A 20518-nucleotide genomic window follows, 5' to 3' on the forward strand; every position below is an offset into this window, starting at 1 on the left:
TGTAAACGGCAAGTAAAAACCAGCAATTTTCGGCATTTAATTTCCAGCAGTTTTCGGCAGTGAAAAACCAGCAGTTTTTGTGGGAACCATCCCAAAATCAGCTTTTTCATCTGATGACAGGGCTGCAAAGGTGGGATGGCTGGTATCATCCCACCTATTAGGAAATCAATCCGTGTTACTCGTAGCTATAGAGTTGTTCCGAGACTTTATCATAATCATTCATAAGATCTTCGTTTTCTTTTGTGAGTTCATGGATCTTTTCAAGATAAAGCCACGTGCTTTCAACTACGTCATTGTATTTATCGAGGAGCTCCTCTTTACTGATCTTGTCCAGATCTTCCTTTTTTATCATTTCATACTGTTTCATCACTAGTATCCTTTCCATCATTTAAGAATGATTTGCGGTTTTCCAATCTATAACTCTTTCCGGATATCTTAATCCTATCGCAGCGGTACGAAAGTCTGTCCAGTATTGCAGTAGCAAGTGCGGGATCATTTAAAAACTCGGCCCATTCCTCAAACCCTTTATTAGTGGTGATTACTATAGCTGTCTGTTCCTGAAGCTCAGATATCAATTGAAAGAACAGATTACCTTCGGTAGGGTTGATCGGCAGATAACCTACTTCATCAATGATTAGAAGATTAGACTTCCGTATACGGTTCATTTTGGCACGACTGCGGCGGTCTATCTCCTCTGTTCTAAGACATTGAACCAGGGACTGCATTGTTGAATAGCTTACCTTATAGCCCTCTTCACAGGCATGGTATCCCAGCCCTATAGCCAGATGTGTCTTGCCCACTCCTGGCGGTCCGGAAAGGATCAGATTGTATAATCCATCTATCCATGTAAGTTCTGACAGTTGCTTGAACTGTTTCTTGGAAATAGCCCTGCAGAAATTCAAATCGAAATCCTTCAGGTACTTTGGATATGGGAATCCGGCATCTTTTACACGTCGCGCCTGAGCCTTGTCATGGCGGTATTTCAATTCTCCGGTAAAAATGTTTGCAATGAAATCAGTATAAGTTTGTTCCTCCTGTTCTGCCTTATGTATCAGGGTTTCTATGCTGTCTTTTGTATTGTATAGCGACAGCGAAATCGCTTGCTCTTTTAGTTCTGTTAACTTATCCATTGACAGCACTCCTTTCATTCATCGCATTCTCGTATGCACTCAAAGACCGGATATCCGGTTTGTCTACACGATATTTTTCAGGAAGAGAAGTACTGTCACGTTTTTTGATGTTCTTTTCTTCAATAGTTGCCTGTGTAAGATATATGATGCTCGATTTCAGATCTCCTGCAGAATACAATTCCTTCTCACTGCAGTATTCAACGCCCTTTAAGATGTCATCACGGTTCCATTCCTCAAAAAGCTTTTTTATGACACCAAGCTGATCCCTGTAATAGCGAGGTTTTTCTTGATGTATATGTTCAAGAAAAGGTCCGACCAGCTCATCGTTATTAAAGAGTTCCCTAAGCAACTTCTCCTGTTCTTCAACGGACTTTGTCTTGTCTCTTTCTGAACGTTCTGAGTGACCTATCAGTTTTCCTTTTTCGTGACAAAGCGGGTGTGTTGCATATATCTCACCAGTTATGGAATCAGTTATTGATACTTCGTCGGTTTCTTCGTTGATTTTCATATAGACGCGCACACCCTTGTGGTATGTCCCCACCGGAACACGATACCTGTTGCTTTTATAAAGAACAAGATTGTCTTTACGGACGGCATAGTCTATACTGTTTTCATTAGCGATAGCAAAGCTATACTCAGAGACCGGAACCAAGTATTCCTTTTCGAGGGCGAATACTTCATCCGGTCTTTTGTGTGTTGTGCCATGTACGTCATGATTAGCGGTGCGTCTGAGCCATGCTAAACATGCCTCATTAAAGCTCTCTATATCTGTGAACATACGGTGATCCGCAAAGTTGTACTTGGCGAATTTGACCACGTTTTCTACCGGACCTTTGGATTCAGGATCAGCACCATGACATAGAAATATATCAAATCCTACTTCCTGAAGATAACTTTGGAACCCGGCGGTATATATGATATCGCCATGGTTTTCACTTACAGCCAACACCTTATCCTGATCATATACGATCTGATGCGGACGGCCTCCAAAATAATCAAAAGCCTTGATGTGAGCCATTATGAAAGTTGTTGTGGTAAACGGTCTTTCCTGCCACATAACAAATTTGTAGCGGGAATGTGCAAGTACCATGGCAAAGCAGTAAACCTTCTTCTGTCTGCCGGATTTCGTGGGCACATATATCTCACCCATATCCACTTGTCCTTGAGCGCCTGGATCTCGCTCATCAACTGCTTCATATTGTCTTTCAGTTTCCGGTTTCTTTATGTCGTATTCTTCCCGGATGCTTTTCACGTAGTTCTGAAATGAACGTTTCTGAAAGTCCAGTGTTTCTAAGGGACTTCGTTCCTTGCACCAGTCATAAATTTGGGCAGCCGTCATATCCGGAAACTCCGTCAGCCATTCAACAATAAGTTCTTTGTATACGTCCGGCTTTCTAACCCTGTGTTTTTTCTTTGTCTCTTCATATCCATCGGGGGACATATCCCAATACTTTGAGACTGTCTCTCTGTTGAGCTTCAGTTTCCTGGCAACCTTTGATTTCCTGAAGCCTTTGCGTTTGAGTGTTTGAATCTCGGCATATTTCATCCAATCAATCATCCTTTCTTCACCTCCTAGCATGCAATTATAGACATGCATAGGAGAAATTCATATGATTACCGGAATTCCATTCTCAAACTGCTGGTTTTTCACTGCCGAAAAATGATGGTTTTATAATACCATTTACACCTCAAACCAGCACAGCTCTCCACGATAGAAATAATAATCATATCTTACACATTTCCATAAAGGATCATTTCGATTCCACATTTCCACGCGATAGCATACTTCTTCCGCAACCACATTCACTTTGTCATTTTTTATATATTCCAGAATATCCTTTACTCTGAAGAACATCCCAACCGGAAAACTTACGTATCTCATCTCCTCCAGGTCATACCATTCTTCAAAAAGATAATATGAACCGGTAAAGATTGCTCCTGCAGGGCCATGAAAAGTATACCAGGCATCATAGAGTTCCCAATAACGGTTTCTAAGAACAGTCCAATCAGATAATTCATCCTCATAGTAAATCAATTTGCGAATATCCATCTTTATTTCCTGAATACTTTTTCCTTCCGAAATGTCTTTCGATAAAACCTTAAAGACATCATAATCCATATTCCGCATTGTCATCATATGACCTAACTGATTTCTTTTTTGATACAAGGAAATAGGTGCTTCACAAATGATGTCGATTAATTTTCTCGTAGAAATAGAGTTCTTAGAAATACTATAATCTATAATATCCGATGAAAATCCGCAGACTAGCAAGATCTCACGCACAATAGAATCCACATTTTTCGGCTGTTCACCGGCAAAGGGTATCAAATCATCCGGTGATATAATTTCTATCCATCGATTTTCTTTAGGCAGAAACACACTGCAGGGTTTTCGGGCTGCTAACATGTACGCCATAAAATAGAATGTCCAACATGTATCGTCCCATATATCTCGGATGATAATTCCTCGGTCAGATTCTTCGCACATCCTAAATGCACGTTCCACCCAAATCTGACCGCCCCTTTTATCTTTTGTATTCACATTTCGAATCGTCCAGTCTAAATAATTATAACGAAAGGTCGTTCCAACACGATATACTGCGGCCTTTTTATAGTTATGACCTTTCAGATACTTCTGTATTTCCCTATCAGTTCTTGAAGATTCCCCTATCAAAAAATCATTTTCCTGTTCCATAAGGCGGTCCAATGTTTCTAGAAAATGTTCCGGAAGTTCTGGTTTACATCCACCAACAACAAAAACACCCATTTATATGCTCCTTATTAATAACTACTCAAGAGATTCTATTCTCACACAAGTATCTATCTCTATAATGCCTACAATACGATTGTCTGTTTCTGAATCCATAAGGGAGGCTGTAATATGCCATTCCAGTTCATCTTCACCGGTTCCATATCCTTCGTCCAATATAGTTAATTTATCATTGAGCATTTTATGCCTGATGCCATCAACAAATTCATCATATTCTTTCTGCGCATTTGGTGCCATTTCCGGGTTACCTGCTGCATTTATCTTATAGCGAGATTTATCCAAAACCACTATATAACGATATAATTTACCTTTATCAACATATGCCTGTTCGGAATTAACCTTTTCATTTCCCTTAATCTGATTAATAGCTATATCATAGTTTCTCTCAAGTATTTTAAATTTTGTCTTCTCATCCTTCTCTATAACATCATTTGTGTTGATGTCTTTATTTCCTTTATACCTATATACTTTAGTTTCAGGAACCTTGTTAACTGTTCTGTCCGCCGCTTCCTTAATATCTTCAAATAACGCATCCATGCAATATTTAACGTTTTCTATGTTGTCTTTTCTTTCAAAATATTCTAACTTCAACACGTCTTCTCCCTTATAAGTACATCTACGAATGGCTTCTGAAAGATCGTCGATTTCATAGCAAACATTATCAGCATTAATTTCAATATATTCGCCCCTACATGTACTCACAGAAATAGCACCATGATGCTCCCAACGACCTTCTATTTCTATTTCAATTTCTAATACGCCTTTTTTTAAGTTTTCATCATCGTCGTAATCGTACATATTAACAATTGCTTCATGTAAACCTTTTGCAATTTTTTGTGAAGCTTCAAATTCCCACGGTTTACAACCTTCAATACCCTTATTTTCCTTATGTCGAATGGCCCCTATTTTCTCTATAAGTACCAAATCTTTGCGATATACCATTTCCTTTGTAATACGCGGAATAAGTAACTCTAACGTATCCTGTAAGATATCCTTAAAGCCCTCATAATCGAAATATTTTTTATCAATCTGCTCATATAAAAAGGCCCAATATAGCTCTAATTCATCACGCTGCTCCTCTTCATTTTCATAAGTTACACTTTCTCTAACAGGAGCTGTTTCCTGATCATAACAGCCAATCATAACTATATTATCTTCCTCTTTTGCGCTTATCCCACATATTATTCTCTCCAGTGCATCTTCACATCCTGAAAATACATTATAGAAATTTCCATTCCCTATTAGAATGATGTTCGAACGTCTTGAAGCAAAATGGAGTAATGTTTTTATCAATTCCCGCATTATTTGGGGACTGTCAGATAATATCTCAATATCTTCCACAATAAGTGTGATCCATCCACATGAAGGAGGAATATCCATTATGATATCCTTCAATAAAGTTTCACTATTTGGATTATGAAAATATAACTCATCTATTTTAAAAAAATACTTTTGCATATTGTGATAAAAATTTTCAGCAGAATAAAAAGAAATATACTCTTCGCCTTCTACATCTTCATTTGTTATCTCATTCATCAACTTTCTGATTGTCGCATTTGTGAGTACACGGTCATGACTGTTTACATATAGCATATACTGATTATTCGGTCTGTTCCCGTCACACCAACTCTTTAATTTGTCTAACATTGATTTATCTATATAAGACATAGAATCCTCCTTCTGAACCTCTTATTAAATTATGTTCCTCTATGTTTAGAGTATAAAAATAAGGATGTGCACATTATTGCACATCCCATTGGTGATTTTCTTGATTATTAATTTCGACTTCATCAGCGTCTACCACCAGAGATCATAAAAATTATTCCTGATGAATTCAAACGCCTCATCTCGATTTTTTATTTGTTCCTCAGTGGGAACCCTGTAACTATAACCTCCTGTAGCTGCAAATTGCTCTGCAGCTTTCTTGATTGCTGATTTCCATGCAATATATTCTTCATTGCTCTCATCCTTTGAGATACTCTGCGGATTTAACCCCTTTTGAATCTTATTATCTATAGAACCAAATCCATCGGGATAAGATAATGTTTTGTCGCTTAATTCCATAAGCATACGAGAGAACGTTTCTGCAAACCAGGTATTTAACTCCCAAATATCCTTATCACAATATCCTTTTATCCCTCGCTGAAAAAACCAGTAAATTTCATTCTTTACTTTGTCAAAATTGTTAAATTGCCCAAAGAGAGTCATAATCTAACCTCCGCTTTAAACTTACATCCTATCAAAATCTGAATATCACCTAAAAATTCACCTTACTTTCATCTATCAGAACGATTTCTTTCCCATGTTTCTTCGCATATTTTATTGTTTCTTTTGTTCCACCAGGAGCTCCTGTAAAAACCCCAACCAGCCTCTTGGAATTATCTACCAAATATTCATTGCGTTTAAAAAACGCAATACGACTTGGTCTGTCACACACGTAGGTTATACCATTTGCTGCCCTAAGTACGGCATTATATCGATTCTGCCAATCTTTCTCCCACCGTGATTCCATTCCCCGAAACGCAGATGCAGCAAAAAGCTTTAGATTTTTATCCTTTATTTCCTGACGGAGCCTAATGACAATTTCTGCAGCCCAAAGGTCAACGCCTCTCTGCATGCCAGATATAAAATCTGTATAACCCTCTTCCACAGCATTTCTTATCTGATTTTCTAACCATTCTTGTACTGTAGACTCGGGCATATCAAGTCTCTCAGGTCTATGTCCGGTAAACGATACAGCATGATTCATATCAATCTTTTCCATATATTTTGTCCTTTCAAACATTATTATTGTTTCTGTATGGATATTATATAAAAAGAGATGTGCATATATTCGCACATCTCTTTTCAACATTCTGTTTACATATTAATTGTTATCTTTTAAGCACTCTTCCGTAATTTCGACAACTGTTCCAGATCCTTGTATGAAATTGTCTTCTTTGCATACAAATCTTCAATGACAGCATCTAATAACTCCCTATTCTTGATAAGAAGCTGCTTAGTTTTTTTATAGTAACGAGACACCTCCAATCCTGTTGCACGGTCTAAGTTTGAATAAACAGTTTCTGCAGTTTCATTACCATGACACCACGAATCAAAATCATACGCGGTATGATCATCAAGTAAACATCTAACCTGATCATATACATTATGCATGTCACCGTTTGCACCTGTATCAATTTCGCCTGTAACCACTTCCACTGAAGCCTTTCCACCTAAAGAGATCATAATTCGATTTTCTAATCCTTCAAATTTATAATTTTCTTCTTCATTTGGCCTATATGTAGTTAAACCTCCCGCACTTGAATGTTTGTTGCAGTTTATAGAAGAAAAATCAACAAATCCGGGATATAGTAATTCTGAAATCACAACATGTCCTGCTTCATGAATAGCGATTCTTCTTAGCTTTGCTTCAGGGATGGTTTTATCTGTAGATTTCATTCCATAAAATGTCCTAAGGCAAGACTGTATTAAATCATCCTGACTAATAAGCTCGCGGCCTTCAAATCCTGCATGCAACCCTGCATCGTTAACCACCTTTTCAAGACTTGCACAGGAATACCCTCTTGCAAACCTCGCTAATTCCATAGTATCAACATCTCTCTCGACATGTTTGTTTTTTAAATAATATGAAAAGATCTTTTCCGAGTCTTCAGCGTTAGGTACATTCAAATTGAAAATCCAGTCAAATCTCCCACTTCTTGTAAGTGAACTGGGCAGGTATTGTATTTCGTTTGTAGTAGCTATAACAAAGACATCTTTGTCCTTTACATCATCTATACATGATTGAATCGTAACATATTCATCAGCGTTACGATGATAAGAGTCCTCATTAGCAAACTTATCCATATCATCAAGAAGTATAATGGACGGTGCATTTCTCGCTGCCTCATTGAATGTCTCACGTATTAAATCAACAAACTCACCATCCGCTTTGTTTTTTCTGATCACAAAGCTTTTTCTTCCGCTTTCTGCAATAAATTCCTTTGCAATCAATGTTTTACCAATACCAGGAACTCCGTCTAATAAGATTCCTTTGGGAACTGTAACACCAAGTTTTCTGTATTTTTCAACATCAAGCATAGCATCCAGCGCCATATTTAACTGTTCCTTTATAGCCTCAAAACCAATTACCTTTTCAAATCTTGCCATTTCGACATCCTCCTTCTTTTACATTGGATTATCAATCAATATAGTTACTTTTCTGTGATTTCTGACATACTTTAAGGTTGTTCTGTTTTCCAGAAACCCTCGAGTATTCACTGACCAGGTTTTTCATGAATTATGTCCTTCAGACATTACTTTTGTTTCTGTATGGATATAATATAAAAAGGGATGTGCATATATTTGCATATCCCTCATACTGATTCTAAATATTGATATTTTGTATCTATATTCTATTCAATTCCAAATATTTCACCGGCACAGCTTTTGTAAGCCATACACCATTAACTGATCGATAAAATTTGTACCCATCAATATACATTTTCCCACTAGCAACCATGTAAATCACAGGTCTTCCATGACGAATTCCAACTTTACGAGCTGTATCTACATCTGTAGAAAGATGAACATAAAGTCTCGACTGTGGTAATATTCCTTGCTGATCGATGGATACAACATATTTCTCTCCAGTTCCATGATACAGATTCTCCGGAGGTTCTTTTTCCTCCAGTTCAACATCTACAGGAATAGAATGCCCCTGATTAGCTCGTATCAAAGTTTTATCCTCGTTGAAAGCATATCTCTGTTTTTCATCCTCTGAGACTATACGCTCTAATATTTCCATATCTAACGGATGCGTCTTATTAACTCCTTCAATCAGCTCCGACACATTTGCCCAGCCATGTTCATCTAGGGAAATATCAATGACTTCAGGCTTGTGACGAAGGATTAAGGAAATATATTTACTTAAATCTTTGTTAGACATATAACATTTACGCTATATTATTGTGGCACATCGAAATAGTGGCCATAAACCCATAATGCTCTATCTATATCCCTATTGTTTTTCCAATCTTCATCAAAAAAATATCTTAACAGCAAAATATAATCATTATATTTTGTTATCTCACTTATTTTTTTTAGTTTTCCGGATTCGCTTACCAATTCGGCCTTTGAAGGCAATGTTGTATGTTTTACAATACCTTCCATATATAATAGGGTCAAGAATTCATTATTATTGGATTCTTCATATTTTTTTGCCAATAACATAGCTAGTAAAGCTGCCATAGCAAAACGATCATAAATTGGACATTTCCCTTTAGTTATAAAGAAGAGCATAGTAATCAAATAAACTGTTCCTAGTCCACTTACATTTTTTCCATATTCATATATTTTTTCCCAAACAGTATTGCATATATCGTTGCATTTATCCGTTTTTACTAATTCATCATAATATTTTTTCCGTAAAGAAATTATATTATCAGCAAAATCATTAAATGTTATTTTACTATTACTAGATATTAGTTTGATTTCATATTCATATTCATCTTTTTCTTTATTTGATGACACAATAAAACCAGATTTATACTCTATACTATTATCTTTTGATCTTTGATGATCAATATTGCCCGTTTTCCATGCTAGAATATCTAGCACGTCTTTTCTATACCATACTTTTCGATTAAAAATAGCATTTTTTCCTTCGAAAAAAATTTTTTCTACATCTTTATTGGACTGGTTTGATTTATTTACTTTTTTAGGTCGGTACTTACCGTTATTATTTAGAAAATAATAGTCTTTGAATGTATTTTCAAAACTATCCTTTATACCAGTTTTTTTTTCTTTCTCATCAGAAACAAGGATATCTATACCAATACTGCTAGTTTCCCCAGAAACTTCAATTATTTCCTTTCCTGTATAATGTTTCCATACATCAATACTCATAATGACAATTCCTACCTCATTCAATGTTTTTCGATGTTACTCTAACCAGCTCATGCCACACCTTCACCATGGCATACGTATCAAGCTCACAATATTTCAATAGATCATGTCTTGCTTTTTCCCTTTCTTCCGGCTCCATATATTGAATCTTCGGAAATATGTTCATTGCTTCCGAACCATTATGAACACCCTCCAGGTTATGGTAATCAAGTTCAGGATCATCAGGAAAAATTGCCGGCAGCACACTCTTTATCGAGAAAGAACCACCCATAGCCTTGTTGTAATAGTAACCTCTCTGGAACGGTACTAGGAGATCCACTATATTCTCTTCTATGTTAAGAAGGTGCTCTGAAAGATCCGGAAACGTCTCGGCAAGTTCCTTCAGTCGCGTACACTCAAAGGCTTTGTTATATGCAGTCACGCAAACATTCATAGGTATATCCCTGCATAATGCTTCTGCAATTCCCCTACGGGGATCTTCACCAGATATTGCAAGATATTCCTTGTGTTCCAGTGTTCCGCCTTCACTTTCTATATAATGAAGTGAGTACTGAAACGGAATCTGTTGATACGGCTTAGTTCCTTCAAATAAAGGAACCGCCGGCTGCATTGTCTCGAAATCAAGGAAATTTAATGGGTAGGAAAGATTCCCGAGAAAATCTCTTATATTATCCTTCTCTACATAGGTTCCCTTGTCATGTAGATAAAATTCCATCTGGCGGATCTGTGTCTTATTCTTTATAGAATCGTTTATAAGAAGGTCCTTATATTCCACAATACCTTTTCTGTAAAAATCGATTTTCTTAGAAAATGACATACGGTATAAATCAAATACCGATTTTTCAGGCAATGCCCTTGTGCAGTATTTAAAGAATTGACACTCATACGGATTCCGGCATCTCTCAGAAAGGTCATAATCCGGCTCTGAATCACTATTAAGGATTGCTTCAGCAAGTTCTATATTGGGTTCAACCTGTTCTATTTCACTGTCAACAAACTCATCTACATTAGTCACAAGAAAAAGCCTACTGATATCGAGTTCCTTTCCGCGAATGTATGACCGGTTTAATGTGACAAGATAGGTTCCGGTTACCTTTATTCCGGAATGCTCAAGAACATACTTCTGATAAGCTATATCCGCAACATAAACAGCCTTTGGCTCCGAATCTTGTTCATCCGTATTTGAACTCTTTACTTCATAAATTGCGTATCCATCATGCTCTTTTTTGAGGATATCTACAGCACAATAAAGCCCATTATATAAAAACGCTGCTTCACATATTACTTCGGTCCCTTTTGCTATTTCTTTCTGGGTTTTGTCGACCATAGAGGAAATATCAAGTCTGTCTCCGAAATAAGTCGTAACATCGACATAGTCCCCAAATAACCCCTTCGCAAGATCACCCACCTCATTGCCTTTTGAAAGCAGGTCTTCCGTGTTCGGATCCTCTACTTTTTCTTCCGGTTTATACTTGTTCAGCCATGCCATTTTCGGGCATTGCCAAAAGTTACAATACTTTGATTTTGATAATTGAATCATTCTTCTTTACACTCCGGTTTCTGTTACCGTAACCTGATATCATTCATAAGCCTTGAACCCCTTTAAGAGATCTTCCTTCACTTTTTCACGTAACCTAACAGGCTCAAGTATCTCTACATCAGGCGCAAAACTTTTTGCAAACTGGACCATAGCAGTTTCATTGACATTGGCTTTCACACAAACCTTATCTTCTGTCTCATCATAGAAACGGACATCTTTTCCGAACATGTCTATCACATCACTGATCATAGGTTTAATGATTCTGAAATTCACACTGGAATCAGCACTTGAGTACATATACACGTGTTTCTTCATGTATTCCGCAAGATCCAGCCGCTTCCCGTTTGACCATTCAAGCTTCTCAAAAGGTTTAGCCTTTTCATCGAGAAGTTCTATGTCCGTGATCCTGTCTATCCTGTAGTTGGAGATATCATCGTACTTGTCATAATTGCAGATAAGATAATATTTCCCTTCCTTTGCAGCCATCTGATATGGACTTACAACGTATACTCTTTCTTCCCCGTCATCTCTTAACTTAATATGTTGTTCCTTGTCAGTTCCATATTCCAGATACTTAAATGAAACCTTTTTGTTTTTGCTTATGGCTTCATCAAGAACATCGATATTGTAGAAAACCTGTTTGTTATTGGTCTTGTCTTCCGGCATGGTACATATGTAATTCATGTGTGACTTAAAGTATTTATTCGATAAAGTTTCAAGTTTCATCACAAGTTCTTTGCATTGGCTGTATGGAAGATGCTTTGAAAACAATAATGAATCTATCAGGAGCCTTAATTCAGGCTTTGAGAATTCTCTGACCAGATAGAAACTTGACATTATCGTGTTTTCTTCAGGAACACCGGTCTTTTTGTTTCGGGACATCCTGCTGGTTTCCTGGGCCTCAATTTCATAGCCGAGTTCTATAAGATCCGTCAGATTTGATTTTATAGTCCTTCGGTCCACCTCCATATCGTAATCCTGTTTTAACAGTGTAACTATTTCTGTCTGAGTTAATCGATGATCCTCATCCGTATATTTTTTCAAAATTTCCAATGTATTAAATAGACTAAGACTCTTTGATGATTTCCTGGCCACTTTGATTGTTCTCCTTCCAATTTATTTTTTTCCCACTTTTTATATTTTATAAATCTCAGTCCAGATGACATTTATAATGTTCGCTTCCATCGTAATGGATCTTAGGACGCTCGCTAATATCGAACAGCTTTAATATTCTTCCAACCGCATCCTCACTGATGTTCTTATTCATATATATGACCGGTTTTCCTTTATTGCTGATCTCTACCCTTCCTCTTGGGTAGTAATTATAAGGCTTGTTACATCCCGGCGGCTTTACATGTTCCCAAAGCAGTTTATGGTTATAATTTGTGCCGGACTTTGATAATCCGACACTCGCCCTTTCAACTAATATTTCGGCTACAATGTAATCATCCATAAGCTCATCATCTATAACCCAGAATACTCCTCTTTGTGCCATGCTCTTAAATCCTCCAATTACTACCCGCTATAAAGAAAAGCCTATTGGACGGCTTACTTTTCGTGATATCCTGTTCTGATCTAAATCGATATCCTCAGCGCATATTGTTCTGACATCTTCCGTTGTGACATCATCATAGTTCATCCTGACCAATCTACTGCTTTGTGCCATACGTGCCTTTTCAATAACATTTCTCGCATATCTTCCATTTCCGAAATCAGGATATCTTCTCGCTTCATCCATGATGGTTTTGATTTTTTCCTTAGCCCCATCATCCAGGATCATGTTTTGTTTTCGTGCTATAAACTCTGCTATTTTGCAAAGTTCGTCCGTATTGTAGTCTTCAAAATGTACATAATGGGCAATTCGTGACCTTAATCCTGGGTTTTTATCAAGAAATCCTTCCATTTTATCGGGGTAACCCGCAAAAATAACTATCAATTCATCTTTATGATTTTCCATCTCCTGAACGATAGTGTTTATCGCCTCATCTCCGTACATTCCATCACGGTCATCAACAAGCGAATACGCTTCATCAATAAAAAGGATTCCTCCAAGAGCCTCTCTAAATTTCTTTTTAACAAGTTGTGCAGTCCATCCGACATATCTTCCAACCAGATCTGCTCGTCCTACCTCTACAATCTGTCCTTTTGATATCACATCATTATCCTTAAGGATACGTGCAAAAAGTCTTGCTACCGAAGTTTTTGCAGTACCTGGATTCCCTGTGAATATCATATGATTACAGATTACGTCATTTGATATGCCCTTATCTTTAAACAACTTTTGAGCCTTATAGCTATCCAGTGCCTGGTGGATCATCTTTTTTGCAGAATCAAGTCCGATCATGTCTTCGAGTTCATCATATGCACAGCCTTTTGGCGTACTGTTTTTGATTTCGGATTTCGCTCCTTCGATATCTTTATACTGGCTGTAAATGGTTGTTTTTAACTTCTTACTGTACCAGACATCAAAAATAGAGTTTAATTCCGGGGCCATATAGCCATGGCCCTTTTCTACTCCGGACATAAGCGCCTTATCTGTCCTTACGCCATATTCTTTTGCCCTTTTCCTAAGGTATTCCACGGCTTTGTTATCTGCAGCCATTTCCTCCTTTAGCTCTACAAATGTGCAGTCTCCGGTGTTTTCAAAAATCTTCATTCGAAGATTTGTACATTCTCTTGGAAGTCTAATGATTGTCAAAACATCGCAGCAATGGTTTCTTACAACCTGACATATTTCTTCCAGACAATAAAGACTTCCATCTGCACAATCGTCCTCATCGCCCAAATTCTCATAGATATTTACTACTACTGCACCACCGATGCAGGTTTTATACAGAGCATCTATTGTTTTTTTTGAATAATGTTTTTTTGGATATATCTCAAGAACACAGAATCTTTTATTATCAATACGGCCGACATCATATAAAGCCTGAATGAGAAGCTGTGTTAAGCCATTCTGCGTTCTTTCATCATCACTTTCTATCATATAATCTACCGGATGCCCATATATCTTTTTCTTTGGGGTTCCCGAATAGATACGATCAAGTTCCGGAATGAAAGTTTCATTAGCAAAATAATTCTTTGCCCCCAAATAAATTGATTCTTTTTCGCGAATGCTGATTATTTTCTCATCATAATCAAATTCAAATCTACTGGTATTTGCCAATTCATATAATTCAAATTCATTTATGATCTCATCAGTGTCACGAATAAAGTCGTGTCTTTCTGCGGCACTTAATATCTCATAAAAATCTCTAAAAGTAGTTTCATTGATAACTAAATCTTCTACTTCGATCTTTTCATTTTGAATAAAGTTATTAATAAATTCGTCTACATTTAAATAATCACGTAATATCAACCCTAGATCACACGTTCCATATGAGGAATTACTGATAAAGAAAAAGCCTTTGTCCAGAATTTTTTCCTGGTGCCGCTTACACATAATATCTATGGTATCACCCAAATTTTTATCCAAGGAATGTCTTCGATCCGTTCTTTTAATCGGGGAATCTACTTCTTCTCCATTTATCTTATCGATGGTCATTTTTATTTTATAAAACTGCATATGATACCTCCTGCATCCAGCCCAAAGAACGAACATTCAACTTACAATAAAGATATTTATAGAACTACCTAGATAAAATCCTTTAAGAATTCTCTATCTTCTTTACGCATATAATACAAAGAGGGATGTGCATGTTAATGCACATCCCTTTATAGATTCTGTATTCGAGTTTAACTTACAAAACTAACTCTAAATCTTCTTTTGGCCATGATAGTTTTTTTCTAAATCGACATACTGTTTCTGCATTTCTTCCCACATCACAAATTCTTTTCCTATGATATTATCACCAAGTATTTCTTTTATTTTACTCTGGGTTTCATTATAAACATCTTCTTTTAAATAACTCCAACCCGCATAGAACTTACCACCTTCAGAAAATAACCAAGCAAGCGTAAACTGATCCAAAGGCATGTGACAATATTCGAATTTATCTCTATATTTATCGGCTCCTTCACAGCAGTATAAATACTTAAAGGCCATATTCACAACTTTTTGTGCCTGACCATATCTAGCCTCGTATTCATTATACTCTCGGATATCATTAATGAATGCTATACACCATTTAGAATGATCAAAGTTTTCTTCATCCTTAAAGTACTTTTGAATAGAAGATGCAAGATTATTAAACGCGTACCGGCAATCCTGCGTATGCTTTATCTTAACAAAGGTTCTTGATGCATCCAAATAACCTTGCCAAACAGCGCTCCTAAACAGACCTTCATCCTCCAAATCGAAGTTCCATGGTTGAGACCCATTATAAAACGGACCTCTTTTACCATCACCTTTGTTCTTGCATCTGAATATGTTAATCATATTTGCCAAATTGGAATTACTAAAATTAAAAACCATGGCATACTGTTCCTTCTTTGTAATGTTCGATATTATTATGGCCAATATCTTCTAATCATCCTCTCCATGTTCGCTCTTCCCACAGGATTCGCGGTATGTATACTTATCGGATAAAAAGTCTCTCTTTCAGCAAGCCAGTCCAAAAGTTTTATAGCATCCCCGCCATCCAAATAATAGTCACCAAGATCATGATCTAGATCCAATATCTCTATCAATTCATGATTTTCCTCAGCTTTTTTAATCAAGGATATCGCCTGGTTAACAGACTTTGCCCATTCATACCCTGTTGGAACAGGCCTGAGATCATCTACCCATATCTTCATCGTCAAAACTCCTCTTACAGAAACAATCGATCCTATTTTCTAATAAACTTAGATGGATGTCACTTAATTATGAATCGATATCTTCTTCAGACTCAGCATCATCTTCCGCATAGAACTCTGTATCTTTTCGGGATAGAACGAAATAGATTCCGTCCCAACCACCCATATGTTCTCTATCTGCATCTTTCGGGAAGACCGTTTCACCTTTTCTATAAATAAATTCATCATCGTAGATGCTCACAGCATCTTCTACCGGGTTACCATCCTTATCATATATTTCCAGCACTACTGCCTCTGAAGCCCTGCAGGAACGGGGAGTAGTTCCTTTTCTTTCCGCATTTTCAGGAATCATAAGTTTTACTAACTTTCCCTTTCTGCATTTTTTCCACGCAATGAATGATCCCTCCTCAGGACAGCAGACAGGCATATTAAGACCCTTTACTCCTTTGAGCTTCTCGGCATCCAAATCTAAGCCGTATACCCTAACTCCTGTCATATCAGCATTTTCAAAATCACACCAATATGATCTTCCAGCCGCATAAAAATCAACATTTTTAAGATTAGTATCTACAAAAATGGTATTATCCATATCTGCGTTTACAAATCCTGCATCTTCAAGGTAGGAACCGGTAAAATCACAGTCACATACCTCAGCTCCAAGAAAACTTGCATTTTTCAAAGAGGCATTCTTAATCTCACATCCCCACATACATGTAAATGGAAAATATGCCTTAGTTCCTTTGCATCCGTTAAGTACAGCATGCATCAAATTGGCTTTTGTAAAATCCGTTTCATCGATCACAGCATTTGTTAAATTGACACCATGGAGAAGTCCCCTACTTAAATCTGCATGAGAAAGATTTGCACCTGTAAGATTTGCCTCCATTAGATCTACTTCCTGCATGTCTGCATATGAAAAATCTATTCCGGAAAGATCCATATTGCTCAGGTCTGTCATCCTCAAATCTGCCCTCTTACCCTTATTATGGTCTTTCAGCCACAGTGCATGCTCTTCCATTATTTTATTGAACTCCTCTTTATCAATTTTATTCTGATTTACGATATTCATTCCCATTGTGATTTCCATATTTTCACCTAAGCCTTTCTCTAAACTAACTTGTTGTTCTTTATGTCTTTTGTTGTTCTAATAATAAGAAAAAGGATGAGCACATTTATGGACATCCCAGTTCTATGTGTTAGACATCGATCATTTTCATTAAATATTCCTTTACTATCTCGATAAGATTTCAATTGCTTTTTTTACATCATCTTCGGTAAGTCCTTTTTTTGAATCTGTATGTACAAAATTAAGCTTTTGTTCTTTATCGAAATCCGAAAATATATGATCGTCGATAATCACATATCCTTCTACATCTTCACAAGATTCCAAAAAACTTCGTATTCCAGCTCCCCGGTCTGTATAAAAATAATCCTCAAGCTTCTCGTCATAGGTACGATTATGTATCTTCAAACCGCATTTTCTCAGTTTATCCAGAAGATAACTTACATCATCGTCACAGCAAAACAAAAGTTCACTCCAACCTTGTTTCCAGTCACTCGTTAAGATGATCTTTGCACCTGTACTTTTTACGATTTTAGAGAGATTTCTAACAAGTTCCATGGAAACACCGACATAACCGCTAGGAGTACTCTCATTTGTGTTTTCATTGTTCAAAACACCGTCCACATCTAAAAAAATATACTTCATACTTACTCCCTATTTTTCTTTTTCATAATGGCCACCTTGCGCCTATATAGTACAGGATTTGATGTACACGAATACGCACATCCATCTCTGTATATTTGAATCAAAGTATCAAAACAAGAAAAACTTTAGCTATAAATTAAGAAAAAACATATTGAGGAGATCGATTATGGCTTTAAGACCGGCGTGGACAATTAAAAATGGGATAGTTGTCGGAAAAGAATTTGAATTTCAATGGATGGGTGGATTTGCTATTACACAAAAACAAAAGAATATAAAGAATTTACATCAGTCTAATCTTGTATGAATCATAACAAAAGAAATGTGCCATTTTCTGCACATTTTCTTTGTTACTATAAATTTATTCTTAAATAACCACTTAAATCCATGGGGAAAATAAATATGGAATACAATATTTTATATATCCTTACAGTAAGATGTACTGAAGATAATTGCGAAGCGGATCTTGAATGTCACAAGATTTTAGATGTTGATGAAAACAACTTTTTTATAGAGAATAGAAAAATACCAAAGAAAAGCATGATGGAAATAGAACACATAAGGTATGAAAAAGACGATATGATTCTTAGAGTGCCTTTTCTTATTAAGGAATCTGCAATTATATGGTTAAGAGAGATTTTTGTCGATATACAAAAGAAAAAGGGCGCTGAAGCTTTGTACGAAGCAGCCAGAGAGGAATGGCTAAGAATTATGCTGCCAAAATACGACACAAAATGGTTTACTGGGGGCAAAAAGGTAGAAAAATGGCGCGAAGAAATGAAAAGCCTTATTGAAAAACTGTGATTTATCTTTAGAATAGGTACCTGTCACTGTGAACAATCGTTCACAGGGCAGGCACCTATGGTGCGTAATATACCCTCAAAAAGGTCTCGTTAACTATTTCATTCAAGCTTCATTCAAGCTTCCGCCTATGGTTCCTATGGTTTGTAGTTATTCCTCTTTAACTCCCAACATAACGGAGTCATCATCATTACCGCCAACAATTATCACTTTAAACTTAATCTGTTCATTATCTTTTGAAAAAGTCAGCTGCCTGGTTCTATCATCGGGCTTTGCGGTTTTCATTGCCTCATTGAATTCGGAAGCTATTTTGAATTCACAAATACCTGTTGCAGGATCATAAGGACCTTCTCCGAATTTTACCCCATATAGATCAAGCCTGATCGTATTTTCATCTACAGCGGTAATATCAAAGGTAGCCGTAACATCTTCGGATCCGATCTCCCTCCAGGCTTCATCCTCATCCTTGCCCTTCATCCTCACTTTGAGTACGGACACAGTGGTATATGCACCTTCTACTTCCTTCGCCGGAAGTCCGGCTGCGGTCTCGGCAGTGGCTGTTGTTTCTGCATTCTCCTGAGATTCAGACTCAGATTCAGATTCGTCTTCGCTGTCTGAAGAATTCTTCAGGACACTTACCTTTATTCCTGTATAAAAACCAAATTGATCTTTTTCAAGCGGTGTTATATCATACCTGGTTTTTTCATCTTGTTCATGTTCTCCGGACATCTCCAGTCGCAGATCAGGAACAATCATTGAAATGGCGGGCATAAACTCAGACTCGATCTCTTTTTTGCTCCATTTTTTCTGTACCTTTTCAAATTCTTTGATATGCTGAGACATTTCTTCACTGGTAAGGTTTTTTCCTGTACAGCGCATAATCTCTGAATTTACATCATCCACTTTGGCATTGTCGCGAGCAACCCGAGCCTCGTCTTCCCTGCGATTATCTATGACCCGGGGGTCTTCATCTTCCGGAGCCCAGGGAAAATCTATCGAGCCCATCGCCATCAAGGCAAAAAGAATGATCACAAGACATGTCAGGATAACTCTTGGTGAATTATTAATCTTTTTCATGATATTTATTCCTCCGTTCTATCATATTAGAAATCAATAAGGCAGCAACTGCTGCCACTAATTCAATGACTATGTCCAAGAAATCAAATGTTCCGGGAAAGACTTTTGTCAGCTGCAGACATTCTATGACCACAGCAACAATTGCTGTCAATAGGAAAACAAAGCTGTTGTATTTTCCGCACAGGTCATCTCCCAGAGTAAGTCTCAGGCAGAAAAACATGGAGTATGTCCATAGAAAATCAGCTGCAAAATTGTGTATTGGAGCCGGATAATCTATGACGGGCATCAGAGACCGCAGCGAAGACAGCAAATGAGCTACCAGCGTGTCGTCTCTTTTGGTCAAATAAATAAACAGTCCGCAAAAAAGCGGAAGGATACTGTTTAATGCATACAGATACGTTTTCTTTGTATAAGACATCTGGATTCCTTGTAAAATAAGACCTCTGTTTATTCTCTGTCCACGCCGCTGACTTGGAATGTCTTCGTTGCCTGATGCACTTCATAAAAATTTTCCGGAAGTGGAACCAATTCATTATCCATTGTGCATCATCCTTTCCGGAATTTAACAGACAGTATCTGTTAAATCTTAATTGTCTTCAGGGAAACTATCTGTCAGTTCAATAACATCAATGATATCACAATGGAGAGCGTCACAAATCTTTGCCAGCGTTTCCATGCTGATCCCTTTATTCTTCCCCATATTGGCAATCATATTGGTGGTCAGTCCGGCGGCGATGTGAAGATCCTCTTTCCGCATTTTTTTAGTCAGAAGTGTGTGTCAGAGAGGCATAAAACTGATGTGTTTCATAGGTCCTCCATCCTTGTAAATACAAACCTTTTCTCAACACATCCAGTTTATCATATGCCTT

The 20518-nt window shown here is 37.2% G+C and carries 22 protein-coding genes; 2 read left to right on the forward strand and 20 right to left on the reverse strand.

Annotated elements, in window-relative coordinates; all coding sequences use genetic code 11:
- Nucleotides 1–175 precede the first annotated feature (175 nt).
- The 18 genes from BLV86_RS05470 to BLV86_RS05555 all read right to left on the reverse strand — a co-directional run bounded on the left by BLV86_RS05470 (nt 176) and on the right by BLV86_RS05555 (nt 17774).
- Nucleotides 176–367 carry a hypothetical protein gene (locus tag BLV86_RS05470; RefSeq protein ID WP_090815448.1) on the reverse strand — a complete coding sequence of 64 codons (192 nt, stop codon included), beginning with the start codon at nt 365–367 and terminating at the stop codon, nt 176–178.
- Nucleotides 354–1130, reverse strand: coding sequence for an IS21-like element helper ATPase IstB (gene istB, locus BLV86_RS05475; protein WP_090815449.1), 777 nt, complete (start codon nt 1128–1130; stop codon nt 354–356). The genes BLV86_RS05470 and istB overlap by 14 nt, the downstream gene beginning before the upstream one ends.
- Nucleotides 1123–2688: an IS21 family transposase gene (gene istA, locus BLV86_RS05480; protein WP_175456444.1), complete on the reverse strand. Its 1566-nt coding sequence runs from the start codon at nt 2686–2688 to the stop codon at nt 1123–1125. The genes istB and istA overlap by 8 nt, the downstream gene beginning before the upstream one ends.
- A 123-nt stretch (nt 2689–2811) precedes the next feature.
- A complete protein-coding gene (locus BLV86_RS05485; RefSeq protein ID WP_090815453.1) occupies nt 2812–3897 on the reverse strand; it encodes a hypothetical protein in 1086 nt (361 codons plus the stop codon).
- Nucleotides 3898–3918: 21 nt separating this feature from the next.
- On the reverse strand, nt 3919–5568 hold the full coding sequence (locus BLV86_RS05490) for a hypothetical protein (RefSeq protein ID WP_090815455.1): 1650 nt from the start codon (nt 5566–5568) through the stop codon (nt 3919–3921).
- Between the two features lie 129 nt (nt 5569–5697).
- On the reverse strand, nt 5698–6108 hold the full coding sequence (locus BLV86_RS05495; protein WP_090815457.1) for a hypothetical protein: 411 nt from the start codon (nt 6106–6108) through the stop codon (nt 5698–5700).
- A gap of 49 nt (nt 6109–6157) precedes the next feature.
- On the reverse strand, nt 6158–6664 hold the full coding sequence (locus tag BLV86_RS05500) for an SLOG family protein (protein WP_175456445.1): 507 nt from the start codon (nt 6662–6664) through the stop codon (nt 6158–6160).
- Between the two features lie 116 nt (nt 6665–6780).
- Complete coding sequence (locus BLV86_RS05505; RefSeq protein WP_090815461.1) at nt 6781–8052, reverse strand: AAA family ATPase; 1272 nt, start codon at nt 8050–8052, stop codon at nt 6781–6783.
- Between the two features lie 238 nt (nt 8053–8290).
- A complete protein-coding gene (locus BLV86_RS05510; protein ID WP_090815463.1) occupies nt 8291–8830 on the reverse strand; it encodes an RNA 2'-phosphotransferase in 540 nt (179 codons plus the stop codon).
- A gap of 17 nt (nt 8831–8847) precedes the next feature.
- Nucleotides 8848–9789: a hypothetical protein gene (locus tag BLV86_RS05515; protein WP_090815465.1), complete on the reverse strand. Its 942-nt coding sequence runs from the start codon at nt 9787–9789 to the stop codon at nt 8848–8850.
- Between the two features lie 16 nt (nt 9790–9805).
- Complete coding sequence (locus BLV86_RS05520; protein WP_242873243.1) at nt 9806–11329, reverse strand: DUF2779 domain-containing protein; 1524 nt, start codon at nt 11327–11329, stop codon at nt 9806–9808.
- Nucleotides 11330–11368: 39 nt separating this feature from the next.
- Complete coding sequence (locus tag BLV86_RS05525; protein WP_090815468.1) at nt 11369–12424, reverse strand: helix-turn-helix transcriptional regulator; 1056 nt, start codon at nt 12422–12424, stop codon at nt 11369–11371.
- A gap of 55 nt (nt 12425–12479) precedes the next feature.
- Entirely contained in the window at nt 12480–12824 is a 345-nt protein-coding gene (locus tag BLV86_RS05530; protein ID WP_090815470.1) for a hypothetical protein, read from the reverse strand.
- Between the two features lie 27 nt (nt 12825–12851).
- Nucleotides 12852–14894, reverse strand: a complete 2043-nt coding sequence (locus BLV86_RS05535) for an AAA family ATPase (protein ID WP_175456446.1) — start codon at nt 14892–14894, stop codon at nt 12852–12854.
- A gap of 189 nt (nt 14895–15083) precedes the next feature.
- Nucleotides 15084–15788, reverse strand: a complete 705-nt coding sequence (locus tag BLV86_RS05540) for a hypothetical protein (protein WP_090815474.1) — start codon at nt 15786–15788, stop codon at nt 15084–15086.
- Entirely contained in the window at nt 15779–16066 is a 288-nt protein-coding gene (locus BLV86_RS05545) for a cyclic-phosphate processing receiver domain-containing protein (RefSeq protein ID WP_090815476.1), read from the reverse strand. The genes BLV86_RS05540 and BLV86_RS05545 overlap by 10 nt, the downstream gene beginning before the upstream one ends.
- 67 nt (nt 16067–16133) lie before the next feature.
- The gene (locus BLV86_RS05550; RefSeq protein ID WP_090815478.1) at nt 16134–17153 is read right to left on the reverse strand and encodes a pentapeptide repeat-containing protein; all 1020 of its coding nucleotides are present in this window, start codon (nt 17151–17153) and stop codon (nt 16134–16136) included.
- 144 nt (nt 17154–17297) lie between these two features.
- Nucleotides 17298–17774 carry an HAD domain-containing protein gene (locus BLV86_RS05555; RefSeq protein WP_090815480.1) on the reverse strand — a complete coding sequence of 159 codons (477 nt, stop codon included), beginning with the start codon at nt 17772–17774 and terminating at the stop codon, nt 17298–17300.
- Between the two features lie 166 nt (nt 17775–17940).
- Between BLV86_RS05555 and BLV86_RS17740 the strand changes: the two genes are divergently transcribed.
- Nucleotides 17941–18078 carry a DarT1-associated NADAR antitoxin family protein gene (locus BLV86_RS17740; RefSeq protein WP_175456447.1) on the forward strand — a complete coding sequence of 46 codons (138 nt, stop codon included), beginning with the start codon at nt 17941–17943 and terminating at the stop codon, nt 18076–18078.
- Nucleotides 18079–18173: 95 nt separating this feature from the next.
- Nucleotides 18174–18575 (forward strand): hypothetical protein, encoded by a 402-nt coding sequence (locus BLV86_RS05560; protein ID WP_090815482.1) that lies wholly within the window; start codon nt 18174–18176, stop codon nt 18573–18575.
- A gap of 147 nt (nt 18576–18722) precedes the next feature.
- Here BLV86_RS05560 and BLV86_RS05565 read toward each other — a convergent pair whose 3' ends face one another.
- Nucleotides 18723–19649, reverse strand: a complete 927-nt coding sequence (locus tag BLV86_RS05565) for a hypothetical protein (protein WP_090815484.1) — start codon at nt 19647–19649, stop codon at nt 18723–18725.
- A 586-nt stretch (nt 19650–20235) separates the two neighbouring features.
- The gene (locus BLV86_RS05575; RefSeq protein ID WP_442950757.1) at nt 20236–20418 is read right to left on the reverse strand and encodes a helix-turn-helix domain-containing protein; all 183 of its coding nucleotides are present in this window, start codon (nt 20416–20418) and stop codon (nt 20236–20238) included.
- Nucleotides 20419–20518: the final 100 nt, after the last annotated feature.

Source organism: Oribacterium sp. KHPX15 (assembly GCF_900107835.1).
In the GTDB taxonomy this organism is placed as follows: Bacteria; Bacillota; Clostridia; order Lachnospirales; family Lachnospiraceae; genus Oribacterium.